Origin of the sequence: Bacillus sp. AFS001701 (assembly GCF_002559405.1) — a bacterium.
In the GTDB taxonomy this organism is placed as follows: domain Bacteria; phylum Bacillota; class Bacilli; order Bacillales; family Bacillaceae_G; genus Gottfriedia.
The window spans coordinates 1-19,922 of record NZ_NTZO01000013.1 but is presented as its reverse complement, the minus strand read 5'-3'; the positions used below and the strand labels follow the sequence as shown (position 1 = coordinate 19,922).

General features: G+C 32.6%; 16 protein-coding genes. 6 read left to right on the top strand and 10 right to left on the bottom strand.

From position 1 onward, the window contains the following. Nucleotides 1-125: 125 nt before the first annotated feature. Nucleotides 126-1,298, bottom strand: a complete 1,173-nt coding sequence (locus CN514_RS01380; RefSeq protein ID WP_176525752.1) for a CapA family protein — start codon at nucleotides 1,296-1,298, stop codon at nucleotides 126-128. A 384-nt stretch (nucleotides 1,299-1,682) separates the two neighbouring features. Between CN514_RS01380 and CN514_RS01375 the strand changes: the two genes are divergently transcribed. From CN514_RS01375 to CN514_RS01365, 3 genes are read left to right on the top strand one after another with little or no spacing between them, the layout of a single operon-like run. Continuing rightward, on the top strand, nucleotides 1,683-2,633 hold the full coding sequence (locus CN514_RS01375; protein ID WP_098231044.1) for an AAA family ATPase: 951 nt from the start codon (nucleotides 1,683-1,685) through the stop codon (nucleotides 2,631-2,633). Continuing rightward, complete coding sequence (locus tag CN514_RS01370) at nucleotides 2,634-3,833, top strand: DUF58 domain-containing protein (RefSeq protein ID WP_098231043.1); 1,200 nt, start codon at nucleotides 2,634-2,636, stop codon at nucleotides 3,831-3,833. It abuts the gene before it with no gap. 17 nt (nucleotides 3,834-3,850) lie between these two features. After that, entirely contained in the window at nucleotides 3,851-5,038 is a 1,188-nt protein-coding gene (locus tag CN514_RS01365; RefSeq protein ID WP_098231042.1) for a hypothetical protein, read from the top strand. A 412-nt stretch (nucleotides 5,039-5,450) separates the two neighbouring features. On the opposite strand, the gene menC is transcribed toward CN514_RS01365, so the two are convergent. The 4 genes from menC to CN514_RS01345 are packed head-to-tail and all read right to left on the bottom strand — an operon-like array spanning nucleotide 5,451 to nucleotide 9,464. Further along, nucleotides 5,451-6,566: an o-succinylbenzoate synthase gene (menC, locus tag CN514_RS01360; RefSeq protein ID WP_098231041.1), complete on the bottom strand. Its 1,116-nt coding sequence runs from the start codon at nucleotides 6,564-6,566 to the stop codon at nucleotides 5,451-5,453. 27 nt (nucleotides 6,567-6,593) lie between these two features. After that, nucleotides 6,594-7,436, bottom strand: coding sequence for a GNAT family N-acetyltransferase (locus CN514_RS01355; protein ID WP_098231040.1), 843 nt, complete (start codon nucleotides 7,434-7,436; stop codon nucleotides 6,594-6,596). Beyond that, complete coding sequence (locus tag CN514_RS01350; protein ID WP_098231039.1) at nucleotides 7,437-8,585, bottom strand: amidohydrolase; 1,149 nt, start codon at nucleotides 8,583-8,585, stop codon at nucleotides 7,437-7,439. It lies immediately after the preceding gene. A gap of 24 nt (nucleotides 8,586-8,609) precedes the next feature. Continuing rightward, nucleotides 8,610-9,464, bottom strand: a complete 855-nt coding sequence (locus CN514_RS01345) for a MurR/RpiR family transcriptional regulator (protein ID WP_098231038.1) — start codon at nucleotides 9,462-9,464, stop codon at nucleotides 8,610-8,612. Nucleotides 9,465-9,781: 317 nt separating this feature from the next. Between CN514_RS01345 and CN514_RS01340 the strand changes: the two genes are divergently transcribed. Together CN514_RS01340 and CN514_RS01335 are read left to right on the top strand one after the other, a co-directional pair. Continuing rightward, nucleotides 9,782-10,891 carry a glycosyltransferase family 4 protein gene (locus CN514_RS01340; protein ID WP_098231037.1) on the top strand — a complete coding sequence of 370 codons (1,110 nt, stop codon included), beginning with the start codon at nucleotides 9,782-9,784 and terminating at the stop codon, nucleotides 10,889-10,891. Next, the gene (locus CN514_RS01335) at nucleotides 10,884-11,666 is read left to right on the top strand and encodes a HipA family kinase (protein WP_098231036.1); all 783 of its coding nucleotides are present in this window, start codon (nucleotides 10,884-10,886) and stop codon (nucleotides 11,664-11,666) included. The genes CN514_RS01340 and CN514_RS01335 overlap by 8 nt, the downstream gene beginning before the upstream one ends. 47 nt (nucleotides 11,667-11,713) lie before the next feature. On the opposite strand, the gene CN514_RS01330 is transcribed toward CN514_RS01335, so the two are convergent. The 4 genes from CN514_RS01330 to CN514_RS01315 form a co-directional block, all read right to left on the bottom strand. Beyond that, on the bottom strand, nucleotides 11,714-13,024 hold the full coding sequence (locus tag CN514_RS01330) for a UDP-glucose dehydrogenase family protein (RefSeq protein ID WP_098231035.1): 1,311 nt from the start codon (nucleotides 13,022-13,024) through the stop codon (nucleotides 11,714-11,716). Nucleotide 13,025: 1 nt separating this feature from the next. Beyond that, nucleotides 13,026-13,937, bottom strand: coding sequence for a UTP--glucose-1-phosphate uridylyltransferase GalU (gene galU / locus CN514_RS01325; protein ID WP_098231034.1), 912 nt, complete (start codon nucleotides 13,935-13,937; stop codon nucleotides 13,026-13,028). Between the two features lie 691 nt (nucleotides 13,938-14,628). After that, the gene (locus CN514_RS01320) at nucleotides 14,629-16,308 is read right to left on the bottom strand and encodes a glycosyltransferase family 4 protein (protein WP_098231033.1); all 1,680 of its coding nucleotides are present in this window, start codon (nucleotides 16,306-16,308) and stop codon (nucleotides 14,629-14,631) included. After that, on the bottom strand, nucleotides 16,305-17,402 hold the full coding sequence (locus CN514_RS01315; RefSeq protein ID WP_098231032.1) for a CotS family spore coat protein: 1,098 nt from the start codon (nucleotides 17,400-17,402) through the stop codon (nucleotides 16,305-16,307). The genes CN514_RS01320 and CN514_RS01315 overlap by 4 nt, the downstream gene beginning before the upstream one ends. A gap of 293 nt (nucleotides 17,403-17,695) precedes the next feature. Here CN514_RS01315 and CN514_RS01310 point away from each other — a divergent pair, with 293 nt between their 5' ends. Beyond that, complete coding sequence (locus tag CN514_RS01310) at nucleotides 17,696-18,670, top strand: NAD-dependent epimerase (RefSeq protein WP_098231031.1); 975 nt, start codon at nucleotides 17,696-17,698, stop codon at nucleotides 18,668-18,670. Between the two features lie 327 nt (nucleotides 18,671-18,997). Here the strand turns inward: CN514_RS01310 and CN514_RS25475 are convergent. Then, a partial coding sequence (locus CN514_RS25475; protein WP_176525751.1) for a tetratricopeptide repeat protein occupies nucleotides 18,998-19,922 on the bottom strand: 925 nt, incomplete at its 5' end.

Below are 19,922 nucleotides of genomic sequence, written 5' to 3'. Positions count from 1 at the left end.
TTAATAATGATTTTAAATGTCATATGTTTGAGCGGTTTTATAATAGCACTAACTCTAGTAATTGTTTATTCATGAGAATTTAAAAATAAATGTTCATGTTTAGTACTTAGCCAACATTTTAGTTTCTATTGAACCTCAGAAATACTTTTTAAATCCTTAATATTTGTACGCATATGGTTCATTATTTCGTTGTATCTCATTTTGCCATTTTTTAGATTAACATCATTAATATTTTCCAAAGACATAATTTTAAAATTACGATTATCACGATAGTAATTATAAGTAGGAAAAAAACTTGGATTTGCCAATTCAATTTTTACATTTTGTTCAGTTTGAGTTTTAACTACATCAATTGTACCCATGCCACCTATTAACTCATAGATTTCATCTTGAGCTGATAAGTAATTTCCTAATGAGTAAAAGACGATTGTTTTATTCCCCGTTTTTCCAGTGATCCAAGCCGGCGGTTGCAGGACGTGTGGATGATTACCAATAATAATTTGAACTCCCATATCAGCCAATTGCTTTGCAAGATTCTTTTGGGTATTGTTCGGCATTCTTTCATATTCAATCCCCCAATGCATGGCAACTACTACTACATCCGATACTTTCTTTGCCCTTTCAACATCACTACGTATTTTGCCAAGGTCAATCAAATTTACTAAATAATCTTTTCCTTTAGGAACGGGAATCCCATTTGTACCAAATGTGTAAGCAAGAAATGAAAATCGAATATTATGTTTATTTATCACTCTAATTTGGTCACGATCTGCTTGTGATTTAAAAGCACCTGTATATGGCATATGAATCGCGTCCCAATGGGAAATTGCACTTCGTATAATTTTCTCTCCTCGATCAAGCGTATGATTATTGGCCAGTGTTACAAAATCAACCCCAGCCCCTTTGAGTGCATCTCCAACTTCATATGGACTATTAAACGCTGGATACGTAGATAATCCGAATTGCTTTCCACCAATCATTGTTTCTTGATTCGCTACTAAAATATCTGGCTTTTCCATCGTTTTTCTAACTTCATCAAACATTTTATTAAAGTTATATACACCATTTGGAAGCATAGCATCTTCATAAACTTCATTATGTATTAATAGGTCCCCCACGGCACCAACAGTCACCTTTGTAACTTCCTGATTTATTTTTTTTATAGGCTCTTTCTGCTCTTTAACCTGTTTTGTATTATGTTTATTTTCTTTTACTTTGTGTTCCTCTTGATTATTTTTTGTACACCCGCAAAGTAAAGCAAAAAAGCAAGCTACTAATACTATAATTATTTTTTTCATCTTTTTCTCTCCTGTTAAAGGGAGGTTCAATGGAATGCATGGTATAGGTAAAGACAAAACAATCCGGAACCTTTGTATAATCATATTTTTATCCTTATCATCATTTAATACCCTTTATAATCCATAAAAATTGTAGTCTGCCACTGTCGTTTCCGACTTTCCCTCTTTTAAGTTATTTCCATTTTTTAACAAACAATATATTCTACAGTGTTTATTGAAAATTTTCAACTAATATTAATCGTTTACTTTAATAAATTTTAAAAATTGAGAATTATTGGACTTCACTATTGTTTAACTATTAAAATAATAGAGCGTTCAACAATTTTTTGATTTTTAAACAGATTTAATAATTCTTAAAACGTTTTGATAGATAAGGAGAGAACAATGAATAGATCTGAAAAGTTATTACAATTAAAGAAAGAGATTAGTCATGTGATAATTGGTAAAGAGGATGTCGTTGAAATGATTTTCATCGCTCTTATTAATAATGGACATATTTTACTAGAAAGTGTCCCCGGTACTGGAAAAACACAATTAGCTAAAAGCTTTGCCAAAACAATAAACGGATCGTTTAAAAGAATTCAATTTACTCCGGATTTATTACCTAGTGATGTAACAGGTATTCAATTTTTTCATCCAAAAGAACAAGACTTTCAGCTTCGAATCGGTCCTGTTATGACAAATATTTTATTAGCAGATGAGATTAATCGTGCTACTCCTAGAACCCAAGCTAGTTTATTAGAAGTAATGGAAGAACGCCAGGTAACAATCGATGGAGAAACTATTCCGCTACCAAATCCGTTTATCGTTATAGCAACCCAAAATCCAATTGAATCACAACAAGGTACGTTTCCATTACCTGAAGCACAAATGGATCGATTTTTTATGCAGATTCGTTTGGAATACCCTACATTTGAAGAAGAAAAAAGCATTATGAAGTCATATCGTTCAAATACTCCATTTTTGAATTTAAAAAATGTACTAACTTTAGAAGAAATTGATGAAATGAAAGAACAAGTGAAAACTGTTACAATTTCGGAAGAAGTAGAGGATTATATTTTAAATATAATTCATTCAACGAGAAATCATGAAGATATTCAACTAGGCATAAGTCCACGTGGTACATTGGCACTAATGAGAGCTTCACAAGGTAAAGCATATATAAACAATAGATCATTTGTCACTCCACAAGATGTGAAGGATGTTGCGATTTATCTCCTTTCACACAGATTAGTCTTGACCCTTGAGGCATCCTTAAAGAAAAATGCTATACAAGTTATTGAATCTGTTTTAAATCAAGTTGAAGTTCCTGTAGAAGCTGGAGCTGGTCAATAAATGACTTGGAATAAAGAAATACATGGTAAAAATTCACTTGATATCCTAACTATTTTTGGGATCATATTTCTAATCATTAATTTCTATCAATCTTCCTATTTATTAATGTTTTTAGGAGGATTTTTAATCATCATTAGTTTGATGAGTCGATACTATTTAAAACATATTGCTGATCACCTGATCATCGAAAACGACAAGGAGCCCATTCGAGTTTCCGTCGGAGAAGAATTTAATTTACCTATTAAGATTACCCAGCATCATTGGTTACCAATTATTAACGCAACAGTTCGCATAAAATTAGAACCTATTGTAGATAGTATAAATTTAAAAGCAGTTAGTAGCGATTCAACTTTAGAACTAATGATCCCAATTCAACTAAAAGGTAATGAAACAATTCAGATTTCATTACCGCTTTCAGCTACTAAACGTGGAGTTACTAGAATTAAACAAGTAGAACTAAAAATTTCAAATTTTTTCAGTTTAGGTTATCTATATTTAACCTATAAACCATTTTTACATAAAGAAATTATTATTTATCCTACATTAATTCCTGTACCTCAAATTGAACAAATCATTTCAACTAACTCATATGGTAGTTTTGTCACAAATACTAGTATGTTTGAAGATTTTCTAGCTCCGATTGGAACAAGAGATTATGTCTATTCGGACTCTTTTCATCGAATTCACTGGAAAGCTAGTGCTAAAACTCAAGTACTTCAAACGAAAATTTATGAACGAACTGCTGACTATTCAATTACATTTATTATAAATTTACGAGATACTCATCATGATAATTTTAGATTAAGTATAATTGAAAACATCGAATCAATTGCTAGTAATATTGCCTATATAGTCCAATATGCTGCAATAAAAAATATTAATTATGAAATATTTCTAAATCTGAACATGGAAAGTGGAGTTCCTGTTTTTCATTTACCAATTGGTGGAGGTAAATCTCAACTAGGTAAAACTTATGATATCCTTGCCCGAATTAATGGCGCAAGAATGACTCAGCCAATTGATCGATTACTTCATTACGTAGAAAAGCAACAACGAAAATCTCCTGTTGTTATTTTATGTGGCCCGTTCGGTAAGCATGGAGATCGATATTTCGCTCAAATGCGAAAACGTGGCCAAAGCATCTATTATCTACAAGATGATTTAGAAAGTCCATCGCTTGTTCCATTTGGAAAACATTAAGTCGAAAGGATAATGAAATGATTTTACGTTTACTTTCTACATACTTTTTTTCATTAGAATATCTATTACTCTATTTAATCGTAATATTTATATATGAATCAAAAAATCAACTGCCACCTACTTTGGCAATCATTTGTATTTTTATGATTGGAAATCTATTTTTACTTTACTCATTACGAAAGGCTCAAGTATCACGAGTTATACCGTTTCTAGCAGCCATTATTTCTGGAGGAATTAGTTATACTCTTGGCTTAAATTCAGTTACATCTATTTTATGTGCTAGCTTTATCTATTTTCGACTTGAGGCTTTTCTTAAAGACACTTCGTTATGGATCGAAGAACGAAATAAATTACAAATCATTTTTTATTTAACGAGTTTGGTCGTCCTCTTTTTTGGTTGGACTTCACATTATGCTCATATGAACTTGATATTATGGATAATCATCATTTTTACAATTTTATTTAGTTTAGGTAGATACTTTCAACAATCAGCCACTACACATACCATTAAAAACTATCAAGGAATTATAGGATCAATTAGTATAGCAGCTCTGCTTACTGGTACCATATCGTTAATATTACCGGTTTTAAAGTGGGCGATTTTTAAATTACTAGACGGTTTATTTAGTGTAGTTGGTTTTTTAGGAACTCCTTTCTTTAACTATGTAGATCGCATCACTATTAAAGAGAAAAAACTCAAGCTAGGTCAAAATTCAAGCGCTGAAGATAAAATTCCACAAAATATACGTAATCACCATTATATTTTAGAGTCGACTCCTACTTGGGTATGGTTTTTATTATTGATTATCGTTTTAATCGTAATTTGGCTAGTCATCACAAACCTTACTTATATCCGTAATGAAAAACATACTGCCAAACAAGAAATCAATATCGAATATAATACAATACCAGAACATCAGAGGAAAAAAATACGCTTTTTCAAACACTCTGCCCCAACAGAGCAAATTAGAAAACTAATCTTCCAACTTCAAACATATGCATCTAAATATAAGATGGGTCGACACCAAAATGAAACATTAAAAGAGTGGTTGGAGCGAATACAAATACCGCATGAAGATGAACTAATTAATGCATATAACTCGGTGCGCTATGGTAAAGGTGAAATTAAGGATATTGAAAAATTTGAAGAACAAGTGAAAAGAATCAAGGATCAGATTAAAAGCAAGAATAAGGAAGAAGATTAAGAACAAATAGAAAACCCAAACCTTGTACTTAGGTTTGGGTTTCATTTTAAATAGTTGAGACTACGAATAAACCTTTGTAGCTGCAATTAAATATGCTATTTCTGCAATTAAATCTGTTCATGTGCAACTAAAATAGCCATAACTGCAATTTAATTGGTCGAATCTGCAATAAAAAAACCAAATCTGCAATTAAACTATGAAAACTGCAAATAAGGCTCGGCATCACGAGAAAATAGTTTGTCAGATTCAAAAAAATCGGAGAAATAACATTAAATCGATTAAGAATCATTCAAAACTAAACATTCTCCAGTAAAAGTATAGCTGATTTGAACTTTATATTAAGATTTCAACGATAGATCAAGAAGGAACATCATTCATTAATGATGTTCCAAAGTTCCCTTTACCCTTGTATTTAATTCTTATCGTAAACTTTCGTACTGATTGTATATTTTTCAATATTTTGCATGTGTGGGTCGTATCCGATGCCTGGTTTGGTTGGTACTGTGATCATTCCATTTTCTACGGTTACTTCTGGTTCGATAATATCTTCAGCCCAGTATAATGCAGATGCTGCTGTGTCTCCAGGTAGAGTGAAGTTTGGTAATGATGTGATTGCAATATTATGGGCTCTTCCGATTCCTGATTCTAGCATTCCACCACACCATAATGGAATTCCATTTTCCTGGCATAGATCGTGTATTTTTCTTGATTGAGTTAGTCCTCCAACTCGACCAATTTTAATATTAATAATTTTACAGCTTCCTAGTTTTATTGCTTTTCTAGCATCTTCTAGTGAGTGAATACTCTCGTCTAAGCAGATTGGTGTTTTCATTCTTTCTTGTAAATCTGCGTGATCGATTATATCGTTGTATGCAAGTGGTTGTTCGATCATCATTAAATTATAATCATCTAATGCAATTAATTGGTCCATATCAGATAATGTGTATGCTGAGTTTGCATCCGCCATTAATGGAATAGTTGGATAAACTTTACGTACTTTATCGATTAGTTCAATATCCCAGCCTGGTTTAATTTTTAATTTAAATCTTTTATAGCCTTCTGCAAGTCGGTTTTCGATAATATTAATTGTTGAATCGATTGAATCTTGAATCCCAATGCTTACTCCTACTTCGATTCCCTTTTTCGTTCCACCTAACGCAGTTGAAAGTGAGATATTTTCTTGCTTAGCATAAAGATCCCAAATTGCGCCTTCTATAGCAGCTTTGGCCATATAGTTCCCACGAATATGTGAGAAATACTTTTCGGAAATTTCGTCTGGATGGTTAATTTCATTATTCAACACGATTGGAATTAAATAATCTTCTAGAATATGCCAATTTGTTTTTAACGTTTCTTCATTATATAGTGGATCAAGCATTGCAACAGATTCAGCCCAACCTGATATTCCATCTTCGCTTATCGCTTCCAATAAAATAAATTCACGGTCATATTCAGTACCAAAGCTTGTTGTAAATGGATGCAATAAATCTAGCTTCATATGGCGTAATATTACTTTTTTAATTTTCATTTCCGAACTCTCCTTTATATTACTTTTCTATTTGTTCAGTACATAAAAATGAACTGGCATTTCTGAGTCTGAATTCTTATAAAATCCAGTAACTTTCCATCCGCTTTGAAATAATTTTTTAAAGGACTCTCTAGTAAGCATTCTCCATTGGCTTGCAATTTTACTATTCGTTTCTCGAATTGTTCGGAAATCTTTTGGTACCGCAACAAAGGCTAAATCATTCAATACATCAATATCATTTTGAATTGGCCTTGGTATTCCGTCATTGTTTTCTTCCCATTTAATAAGTGAATTGTTAACTGCTTCATCTAATTCAAAAGGTCTCAAATTCACCTTTTCCTCTTCCCCTTTTGCAATATACCATTCAACTAGAAAACGGTCAGATGGAATTCCACTATTTAATAAGTCTTCCATTTCTCCATAGCAATTTTCAATATACGTATTACAAACTCCACCTAACTTAGAAATATTTAAATATCCATTTGCTGTTTCTAATGGATCATAAGTCCAAGTAATCAGTTTATAGCCGAGTATAAGAGCTTCTTCTCGCTGGGCAATTTTAAGCAGTTTTCCAATCCCTTTATTACGAAACTCTTGATCAATTCCAAGCATATGAGAACAAAGATAAACATTTTGACCATCATAACCAGGGAAACTATATTGAAATCCAATTATTTTGTCTTCAAAGTATGCACCTAAAACTAATCCTCCATTTTTTGCCGCTGTAATTGTTTGATGCGTAGGAATTGAGTCCTCAAAACCCCAAATTTTAGATTCTAGTTCTCGTACCTGTCCCATTTCCTCGATGGAATGTAGTGCACGAATCTTAATTCCTGTATTAACTTCAGATTGATTCAGTTTGTTTAGCATTTAATTCACCTCTTCATTTTTTTGTTCTGACGCTAATAAAACTGTTTGAGTTAAAATTTTCGCTCCATAATGAAGGGCTTCTAAATTAAAACTCATATGAGGATGATGTAATCCCGGAGTTAATCCACATCCTAAACCGACCATAGTAGCCGCGATTTGAGGATATTTATTTGTATAGAAATGGAAGTCCTCACCTCCATTTGAAATGCATTCAGGCACTACGTTTTCATGTCCAATTATTTCAGCAATGGCTCTTTTTGTAATTTTTATTGCCTGCTCGTTTTGTATGGCCGCTGGAACAAACTCTTCCATAGACCACGAAATCTTAGCTTTTGTTTCAATCATCGTTTCCTCAAAAACTTCAACTGTGCGGGCGTTTAATTGATTCATAATGTCATTTGTTTGCGCTCTAACATCAAGTGAAAACTTTAGCGTTTCTGGTATCGTATTTGATGCTTCATTTTCAGTTTGAATTTGGGTCATTTTAATTGAATGAGGGATATCCGTATTTAAATTTATTTGCTTTAATTTATTTACTATTTCAGCAGCTACTTCAATCGCATTAATACCATCTTGTGGTCTAGATGCGTGAGCCTGAATACCTTGAATTGTACCTTTAATTGTTTCAGCAGACCCATGTATGATCACTGGAGATGCCTTCTGATAAGGTACTTCTCTTTCTGGTCTTAAGTGTACGCCAAATAATGAAATGACATTGTCTAATGCACCATCTTCCATCATTTGAAGGGCTCCTTCACCCTTTTCTTCGGCTGGCTGGAAGATAAATCGAATCGTATGTTTTGGCTTTATACCACTTGCAGAAATCGCCAACGCTGCATATAAAACCATCGTACTATGCGCATCATGACCACATGAGTGGTTTGCTATTACAACACCATCAACTTCTTGAACTAGTGCATCCATATCAGCTCTTAGCGCCACAACTGTATCATTTTGACCCTTAATTTCAGCAATAAATCCAAAATGATTTTTAAACGTTTTAATCTCAAATTCGGTATCATTTAGTCGTTCTCTTAAATACTTTGCTGTTTTTTCTTCTTGCCAACTAGGCTCAGCTAGCTTATGTAAATCCTGGTAAGTTTGTAAAATAGTTTCTTTATTATGATCTAGAAATGATTGTGGATTCATAAGATTTTCTCCTAACTTTTTTTTCTATTCTATAAACACGTCATAGGTAGAATAAATTTTTTCCAATTTCTGTTGATACATTTGAATTCTTTTTTGGTCTTTTTCATATAATCCGGCAATCACTAAATTTAGTAGACTTATAACTGATGCGATTGAGTTAGAACCACTTTCCACATTTTCTTCTGTAGTTAGAACAATATCTGCAATTCGACCAATTGGTGATAATAATCGATCAGTAACTGAAATTAAACTTACTCCATTTTCTTTCGTACATTCAGCAATTGTTAATGTTTCCTTTGCATACCTTGGAAATGAAAATGCAATAACAACTGATTTTTCTGTTAAATTACAAAACTTTTCATAAAAGTCACCTGCTGGAGAACAATACAATATGTTACCTCTTATTGAGCTTAACGTATTCGAAAACCAGTACGCTGCTATATGGGATACTCGATGACCAACTATTAACACTTGATCAGCACAGGTAATTGCTTCAACAGCTTTTGAAATTTCCTTAATATTCGAAGGTTGTAATAAGTTCCTTAAAATATATACTTCATTTTCGATAATCTTTGTAAAAGTATTTTGTCCTTCTGCATTTTTTATCTCTTCTTTTTCTTTTATATACTCGGCTTTATTTAAATGAAGAAACTCATTTTGGACACATAACTGCATATCACTGAAGCCTTCAAATTCGAGTGCATATGAAAGACGAATGACCGTTGTTTCACTTACTTCAGCTTTTTTCCCAATTTGATAAGCAGTTTTAAAGGCACACTCCTCAAGATTTTCAATCATATAAGTCGCTACTTTTTTTTGCCCTGGTGATAGTTGTGAAAATTTTTCCTTAACTAACAATTTAAAATTAGGTCGCTCCATTATTTTTAATCCTTCCAGTTATGAAGTTTATCCTTCATTAATTTTAAAAGTTGCAGTCAACACTTCTTTTCCTTATACATTATCATATCCCTAAACTAGGAGCAAGGAAAAATAGCTGTAAGTTTTTCTGCTTTTAACCTAATAAATATTTGTAGTTAGTAGTTAATTGCCCTTACAATTTACCTCAATTTGAATTAACTAAAATAGGACTACTATTCAAAATTTGAATCCGGTCAAAAGCCGTAATCATGTATACAATTAGTTTTCATAACGGTTTAAAAGTTATTTGTATACCCTAAAACCAAGGAGGGGAAAATTTGAAAGTCTTAATAATCTGGCGTCTCTTAACAGTTGGTGGAGTAAATGCTGGCTGGAGGAATCGTTCAATTTATTTTAAAAAGTTTGGCATTGATACTGAGTTTCTATACACAACAGATCATGGTGGATTACACATAATGGAAGATGTTGCACCTGTCTATTTAACGAAGGACGAAAACGAAATTATTGATATTATTAAAAAAAATGCATATGACGCAATCATTGTAGTAGATACGGGATCAGCGTATAAGTGGTTACAAAAAGCTAAATATAAAGGCCCAGTTATTGTAGAAGCACGTACGCCCGAGCTTATAAAACTACAACCTCATTTAAAGAAATTCAGATCCATTGAACCTGTTTCTATTATTGTTCCATCTAATTATCAAAAAAGATTAGTTTCCATCTTAACAGATAATATACCCATTAAAGTAATCTACAATGGTGTTGACACATCATTTTTTCACCCATTAGCCCAAGATGAAATCGCATCCGAAGATAATCCAATCCTTCCAAACAATAAAAAAATTGTGTGCTGTATCGGAAGAGTAGATAAACGAAAAAACTGGCCAATGTTAATTGAAATTGCAAAATTGATAAAAAGTGAACGGTCGGATATTGAAATTTGGTTAATTGGAGGAGCTCAAAGCGTTCAGCGAGAGGATTTTGCATTAATTTGGAAGGAAGAAGGTCTAACCGATATTATTAAATGGTTTCCGGTTATTCCATATCAACAAATGCCCCATGTATACGCAAAAGTACGTCAATCTGGTGGTTGTACAATCGCAACTACAAAAGTAGAATCATTTGGGAATACCTTTATTGAGTCTATGGCATGTGGTGTCCCTGTTGTTGCTTCTAATATAATGCCTATTTCAGAAATCGTTCTTCAAGGTGAAACAGGTATGCTTTTTCGAGGACATGATGTTCAAGATGCTGTTAAAAAAATATATACAATCGTTGATAATAAGAAGTTTCATGAAATGCTATCGCAAAATGCAATCAACCATGTTGAAAAAAATTTTGCTATTCATAAAGTAGCCGATATTTATCGCGAATATCTTTTAAAATTTGGTAAAGGCAAAAATAGTGATGTGAGTCAAAATGATTGAACCAGTTTCCTATATAAAAAAACTAGAAGGAAAATCAAATGCTCATTTAATAACATTTAGTGATGGTAGAGATTATGTTGTGAAATATTTTCGGTCTGGATTTGAGAAAACATTACCAAACGAATGGGTTGCTTATTGCATTGCTAGATTTTTAGATTTACCAGTTCCTTTTGCTCAAATCGTTTCTATTCCTGAAGAATTTTCAAAAACAATACCGGATCTAGTCATGGAAGAAGTTCCACATTCAAAGTTTCAGTTTGCTTCTTTATATGTACCTGAAACGTTAAATGGACACCAAGTTGGTTCAGTTCCTAGTATTTTAAATAACAATCAACTTGCAGGCATTATTTTATTTGATTATTGGCTGTGTAATGGAGATCGTACTCGAAAAAACATTTTACTTCGCGAAGAAAGTTTAGATCAATTTAAGCTTTGGATCATTGACCATGCTGAAGCATTTGGCTCCTATAGCTGGTTAACTTCAGAGTTAGAAACATTGCCTCAAAATATTATCAAAAGTTCAACTCATCAATTCATGTCCCAATATATAAATAGTGAAGAAGAATTTAATGAACAACTTCAAATCATCCAAAGATTCCCTGTACTGCTTTTAGAAGAAATAGTAGAAGTAATACCTGATGATTGGTTATTATCAAAGGAAGACAAAAAGGCAATTGTAGGCAGATTAGTAAATCGCAGAAAAAAAATTCTCCCTTATCTTAAACATAAATTCGTCAAAACGATCTACCGTCCATTACATGAACAAAATGAGTAAAATAATAAAAACGACTTCAATTTAATTTGAAAGTCGTTTTTTCATTTTTATTGAATTATGGACGGTTTACCTACTGGGTAATATTCTATTTTCTCACAATCTCTTACTCTGTCTTCTATCAGACAGTTTCTTCCGTCAAAAATGATTGGATTCTTCATTTTCTTTAGTATGCTAGGTAAGTCAAGTTCTCTAAATTCTCTCCACTCAGTAACAATAAAAATTGCATCTGTATCCGTTACACATTCATTTATTGAACTAGCGTACGTTAAATTGCTACCTAGAATTTTTTTTGCGTTTTCAATTGCAACTGGGTCATACGCAATGACTTCTGCTCCTAATTCTGTTAAAGAATTTATGATATTAATAGAAGGTGCTTCTCTCATATCGTCTGTATCTGGTTTAAAAGATAATCCTAGACATGCAATCTTTTTCCCTTTTAATATACCAAATCGTTCAATCGCTTTCTTTACGAGTAATTCTCGTTGAAAATTATTAATTGAAATAGTTTCCTTTAGAAAACCAAATTCAATCCCATTTAACCCGGCTGTATGCAATAATGCTTTAACATCCTTTGGGAAACAAGAGCCGCCGTAACCTATTCCAGCATATAAAAATGCTTCACCAATTCGTTTATCTTTCCCCATTCCTTTAGCTACATCTTCTACATTTGCACCGAGTGCTTCACAAAGATTTGCAATTTCATTGATATAACTTATTTTGCTAGCTAAAAATGCATTGGATGCATATTTAATCATTTCTGCACTTCGAATACTAGTAATTAAGATTGGTACATTTAATGGTTTATACATTTCTTCAACAATTCTAGCAGACTCTTGATTATTGCTACCGATAATGATTCGATCTGCTTCCATCGTATCCTTAATTGCCGAGCCTTGTCTTAGGAACTCTGGATTTGAGACTACATCAACTACAATATCGTTTCGGCAATTTTGTTGAATAATTTCCTTTACTACTTCATTCGTTCCAACTGGAACAGTACTTTTTATAGCAATAATTACGTCTTGTTTAATATTTTTTGCGATATCAATCGCTGCACCCTCAAGATAGGATAAATTTGCAGCCCCATCTTCTCTTTGTGGGGTACCTACTGCAATGATAATAACCTTAGCATCTTCCAACCCCTTATCATATGAGGTTGTGAATGATAATCTTCCTGACTTTATATTATTAGTTATTAACTCTTCAATTCCTGGTTCATAGATTGGAGAAATACCTGCACACAAATTTTTTATTTTAAGTTCATTTATATCAATACAAGTTACCGAGTGACCAATTTCTGCTAAACAGACTCCTGTTGTTAAACCGACATACCCCGTACCTAATATAGAAATTTTCAAGTCAATCCACTTCCTGATTCTTCATATTTAGAGCATGATCAGATATGACCTCATTTAAGAAAGCGATTACCTCATCTTTTATATCTTCTCTATTTATCGCAAAATCAATTGTAGCCATTATAAATCCGATTTTATTTCCGATATCATATCGTTTACCTTCGAAATTATATGCTAAGACAAATTGATTTTTATTTAATTCATTAATCGCATCTGTTAATTGTATTTCACATCCTTGTCCCACAGAAATTGTTGCTAAAATATCAAAAATCTCTGGAGTAAGAATGTATCGACCCATAATTGCATAATTTGATGGGGCATCTTTCAATTTTGGTTTTTCCACTAGACACTCAACTTGAAATAGATTTGTGTTTGTATCGTAAGTACTTTCTTTTTGTTTAATAACGCCATATTTACTTACTTCTTCATCAGGAACATTTTGAACAGCAATAACCGGGGCATTATATTTCTCGTAAACATTAATAATTTGCTGTAAGCAAGGTATTGTAGACATCACTATGTCATCCCCTAACAAAACAGCAAATGGTTCATCTCCTATAAAACTCTTAGCACATAATATTGCATCTCCTAATCCTTTCGGTTCCTTTTGACGCACATAAAAGATTTTGACCATATTGGATATTTTCTGCATTTCTTCCAAAACAGTTAGCTTGTTTTTTCGAGATAATGATTCTTCTAATTCATATGATTTATCAAAATGATCCTCGATTGCTCGTTTGCCTCTACCACTAATAATAATGATTTCTTCAATTCCAGAAGCTACAGCTTCTTCAACGATATATTGAATAGTTGGTTTATCAACTATAGGTAACATTTCTTTTGGCAACGCTTTTGTTGCTGGCAAAAAACGAGTCCCGAGACCAGCAGCGGGAATAATAGCCTTGCGGATTTTCATTTGACTTGCCTCCAAACATTTGTTCATTCTACTTTATATGTAAATGAAGGAGGTCTTGTCACCATATATACCTATTATGTTTAGAAAGTTTATGACTTAAAAACTAGGGTTTTTTCGCCTATAAATTTATTTTTTTTTAAGAACATTAAACTAATCTATTAAAAGATAATGTTTATAGGAATTCATGCACAAAATCAATTTATTTGAGAGACTTTTCGTGGAACTTGAATCCATGTTTACATCAGTAAGACATTCAATATGCGATTTGAAGATTAATTGAGTCGGCTGGACATTAATTTTGCTAATTTAAACGTTATTTAAGAGAGGTTTTTCATCCTCGCTCTTATCATTCTTTTCACCAGGATAGGCGTTAAGCAAGTCGATTTAACCCTTATTTGCTGTTCATGTCATTACCATTCATTACGCTATTTTTAGCGTTAATTTGGCCGTTTTGGTCATTCCAGGAGTTGTCTTTCATTACACCAGTTTTGGCTTTGATTTAGCCAATTTAACTTTAAATAAGCGATGTTTATAACTTGATCAGCAGCGTTCACTTGTTGCATAAATTGCTCTCTTCGGAACACTGTCATCAATAAATAATTTTCAACCTAAAAAAAGGCTACCTCAAAAGTCTTTAAACTTATGAGACAGCCTCTTTCTATTTAGACAGATTCCTCAAAAATATGATCTTTTATCGATTTCTGTTTCTATGCATTTCAATGACGCTAGGAAGTTTCTTAAATCTAAAAGGTTCTGAATTAACATTATTAGATAGATTGTTAGCCCTATTTTCTACTCTACTTACTTCATTTGCATATGGTCTTTGGTTTAGGTTTGAATTTGAGTTTGCATTATTTACGCCCTGATCAGTTACTCTTCTAATCCGTCTTAGTACTCTTGGATTCGTATTAGTTGAAAATTCTTCCGTTACTTTTGCGACTACTTTTTCTTTAGGAACTGATTTTGCTTTCTCTACTAGGATTCCTAGCAATTCTTCATGAGATTTGATTTCGGACTGAGTTACAGGTTTTGGTACTTCTACTATTGATTCTGTAGTTGGTTTTATTTCTAAAGTTGGTTCGATTACTTCAATGATTTCTGTCGTCGGTTGTTCATTTACTTCAGATACATTATTATTAGCTACATTCAACTGTGTATTTTGTACTGCAGTTTTAAATAACATTTGAGGTTCATAATGTTCTAGTTGTTCCGATGAAATAGATGAAGCATATTCAGTTTGGCTCCATGTAGATAGAATTTCATTTGCTACACGACTCCATAAATACTTAGTAACTGCAAGTTCTCTACCTTTTATTCCCATTTTCTTCATTAGCGTTTTGTTTGATAATATTTCTGTAATTTTGGTAGCGAATTCATCTGGATCAACTGGATTTTCTACGATCAATCCATTCTCACCTGGAATAATGACTTCCGGATTCCCACCTCGAGCAGTTGTTACAATTGGAAGTCCAGCTGCCATCGCTTCATAGTGAACCCTTGCAAGAGGCTCTTGCCATAATGAAGTACATACAAATAAATCTGCTATTGCAAACCAGTTGTGTATTTCAAAAGGTGATACAAACCCTGTTGTAATAATCGGTACATCTTGTTTTTTTGCGATAGCACGAATATAAGCAACATAATCTGTAACATTGTTTTGACTAAACCAATTGCTTCCTACGATGACTAAAGCTAAATCTTTGAAGGTTTTTGAAAGTGTTGGCAATGCTCTAATTAGACGGTCTACGCCTTTATTCTCTGAAAGTCTTCCTGCAAATAAAATAACTGTTTTATTTTCTAAACCATACTCTTTTCTAAGTGTGTTTCTCGTACTAATCATTTTAGGATCATTACCAGGTAAGAAACGGTCAGAATCAACACCTGAGTAGATCGTTCTAATTTTATTTGCACTTTGAGGATAAAGTTCACGAATGACATTTCCTACATAATCACTTACCGTAACGATACTTGAAACTTCTTCTAATACTAAATTCGCTTCATCAACAGCAATTTTCCCAATATTAAACATGTCATTATGCATACTTAACGTAATTTTTGAATTTGGTGCTACTTTTCTAATCGGAAGAACAAGTCGTGGTCTGTTAAAAATGTGGATTAAATCAAATTGATTTCCTTTAATGTATTCAACTACACCTTCACGATATAGTTCTAATACTTTCCCTGGTACACGTACATAATTTACACCGTCAATTGTTTCTTCATCTGGTAATGTTGGATCATTAACGCCTAGTACTGTTATATCGTGTACTTTACTTAAATAAGGTAAGCTTCCTGCAATATAAGTCTGAATTGCACCACCTAAAACTGGAGGTACTGGTAGGTTTTCTGTACATACCATTAATATTCTCATAATTTTCCACTCCAGTCGTTGCGAACCTCATTCAATGTTGCCCACTTTGACTGCTCTAGGTCAACGATTGATTGAATTAATTGTTTAGTAGATTCGCCTAAAAATAATTCTGGTTCATAAAGTACTTCTTTAATATTTTTATAAAATTCATTTGGCATTGAAAAATCAATCATTAAAACTTCATATAATTCAGGTGATATTGGATTTGCTTCGTGATATGCGTTAATCATTTCCCTTACCCATGTAGCATCCCAAGCGAATAAGTCAGACATTGTACCAGAAATCAGTTTTCTAAGATCACGAATTGGCAAATCATATGCAACTCCATCTAAATCGATGATCCACATTCCATTTGGACCCATTTGACCATTTGACCATCCGTAATCTTGGTGAACTAAGCCCCAGCTCGCGTTTCCTTCATTCACCATATTAAAGTAACCTGAATTGTTTAAATCTTCCATACCCTTTCTTGCTTGCTCTTGAAATAGATCTACTACACTTAACAAATCCTGACTTGCAGGCATTTCATCGTAAGCCAAGGCTATTGTTCTAAACCAATTCATTTTGTTATAAATTTTTTCATAACTTTTTGGCCATTTGTGCAATCTTGATGCAATTTCTGCTTGAATCGGTGGTTCATAGCCTTTACTTAAACGATGAAACTCACCAAGTGCATAACATAACTGCTTAGCACCTTCCAAGTCTTTAGAAACCGGTGCCAACTCTTCGATCCATTCAGCAACGAACCATAGCTTACCACCAGCTTCTACATATTCCTCGCCATCTCTAGTTCGAACAATGCTTGGAACTCTAGCCTGTTGAACTTCAACTAAATACTTCTGAGCCCCTAAACTAAACATACTTCTAGTAGGTCTTCTGTGTAAAAGCTTAAAGCTTTTTGGACCATCGTTTGTTTCAATTTTCCAAATCGCTCCGCCTTTGTCAGCTTTTGTCGTAATTACTTGCATGCTATTTACTTGAAGGTCATAAAACTTAAGTACTTCAAGTCCAATTTTTTCAATATATTCAGGCACATAGAATTCATCATGAATAAGCTCATCGACGATCCATGGCTCAATTATTATATTATTCAATTTCTCCCTCCTACTTTTTAGAGCCCATAAAAAAATTCACATTTCTTTTTAATGAAATGTAATAAAATGGTTACATTAGTTTTATTGCTCTAAGAGTGTTTAGACCTAATGTAATAATATGAATTTGTCCAAGTATTGTGAGGGTATATGTGTATTCTATTTAAAAAGTATTTTCTCCTAATCTAGTTATATACATATTTCTATTTGAATTCGAACTTTGTCGTTTTATTCATCATATGATATTCCAACTCTTGTTAGATAAGGAGGTTTTTAACATTAAAAATGCTGATACTATGCGCATCTTAATTACTGGATGTGCCGGATTTATTGGATTTCATCTAAGCAGGCGCCTATTAGAACAAGGTTTTCAAATCATTGGAATTGATAATCTAAATGATTACTATGACAAACGTCTAAAATTTGATAGATTGGAACTTTTAAAGAAATATGAGCAATTTAGTTTCATAAATGGCTCAATACATGAAATGGAACTACTAGAAGAGCTCTTTGTACAATATGATTTCGATCTAGTCATTAATCTAGCAGCACAGGCCGGAGTGAGATATAGCTTAGAAAATCCAGGGTCATACATCCAATCAAACCTTGTAGGTTTTGCCAATATTTTAGAGTGTTGTAAAAATCATCAAATTAAACACCTTATATACGCCTCTTCTAGTTCTGTTTATGGTAATAATAAGAAAACTCCCTCATCAATTTGTGATCGAGTAGATCAACCAATAAGTTTATATGCAGCCACAAAAAAATCAAATGAGTTAATGGCCTATTCATATAGTCATACGTTTAATCTACCTACTACTGGATTGCGTTTTTTTACGGTCTATGGGCCATGGGGTAGACCAGATATGGCACTATATAAATTTGCTAATTCAATCATTAACGGACAACCAATAGATGTTTATAATTATGGAAATATGAAACGAGATTTTACTTATATTGATGATGTAGTTGAATCAATCGTAAGAATCATTAAAAATGGGCCACCAAATGAATCCTCCTCGTATTATAAACTTTATAATATTGGTAACCATAGCCCAGTGAAATTAAACTATTTTATCGAAGTTTTAGAAAAGCAACTTGGAATAAAAGCAACTATTCGATTATTGCCGATGATTTCAGGAGAAGTACTTGAAACATATGCCGATATTGATCAACTCGTAAATGATATTCAATATAGTCCAACTACTTCAATAGAAGAAGGTATTGCTAAATTTGTTGAATGGTTTAAGGAGTATAAAAAATTAGACTAATAACTTTTGTAAATGAGGTTACAAATGAAAATAACCACAAGTATTTTAATCATCCTTGTGGTTTATTTATTTAATCTAGAAAAAATTTTCAATACGATTTTGTTTTCAACCATAATGCACTGCAATTCAATACAATAAAAAAGAAATATCGGAAAGAACTAGTCTTAACCTTTAGAAAAGATTTTGATTTGTAGCCTTACCATCTTCATGGAAGCCAATTGTAAAGTCTTTGTGGACTGTAAAATGACCAGAAATTTTTTAAAAAGTTCCTTCAAATTCAAATTTAATTTGTCAACTATTGCTGTTGACAAAAAAAAGAAGCCCAGTTTAAGGGCTCACTGCATATAAATTATTCGCCTGGTTCCGCTCTTCACTTAACATTTGAATATAATCCTCATTTAATTGATCTGTTAAATAATCTCTATAGTGCCAAATTGATAATAAGCATAATTTAAATTTTTCAATTATACCTACATTTTTAACTTTTCTAGCGACTTTAATTAAATCATTTAAACCTTCAATATATTGATTATTTTCACATTTTAAAATTGACTGTGCGTAGCAGAAATCCAAATACAAATGTTGTTTATACAAATTTGAACTATTTGCCATTTCATTAATTACTTTTTCATGATGATTTATTAAAGCTGAAGCATCTCCAAGTCTACCTAGCTTTACATATGATTCAATAATTCTCGGAATGCCTACATATAAATCATCTCGATCTTTAATCCAATCGTAGTATTCATCAGCATAATGTAATTCACCAAAGTCTAGTAATGTAACATAACGATTCCCTATTGCAGCTTCTGCAAAAAAATCATTTATCTTACCATACTTTTTTATTATTTCAAGCACTTCATCTAAAGAATTACTTAACCTATTCAAAGCGAAGCCTTGGTATACTAATGCATAGCCATAATGTTTTTCATTTTTTGCCATTTTCTCTAATCGCTTAGCATAGTGGAGTACTTTGTCCCATTGTTTTAACATATAGTAAGTAGCCGTAATCCATAAAATTGTTAATTCCTGAAAATCATCAGGCATATAGCTCACATATTCTAGTACATGGACAAGAGTAGCTGATCCTTCCTCTGTTAGTCTATTTAAATAGTACTTTCTAAAATAACTAATAGCGACTTCCTCTGCTGTTTGATCTGGCATGTGATGAATAATGATTTCATATAAAGGCAAAGCCTCTTTCTCTTTCCCTTCAGCAAATAACTTTTCAGCAATCTCAAATAAATTTTGT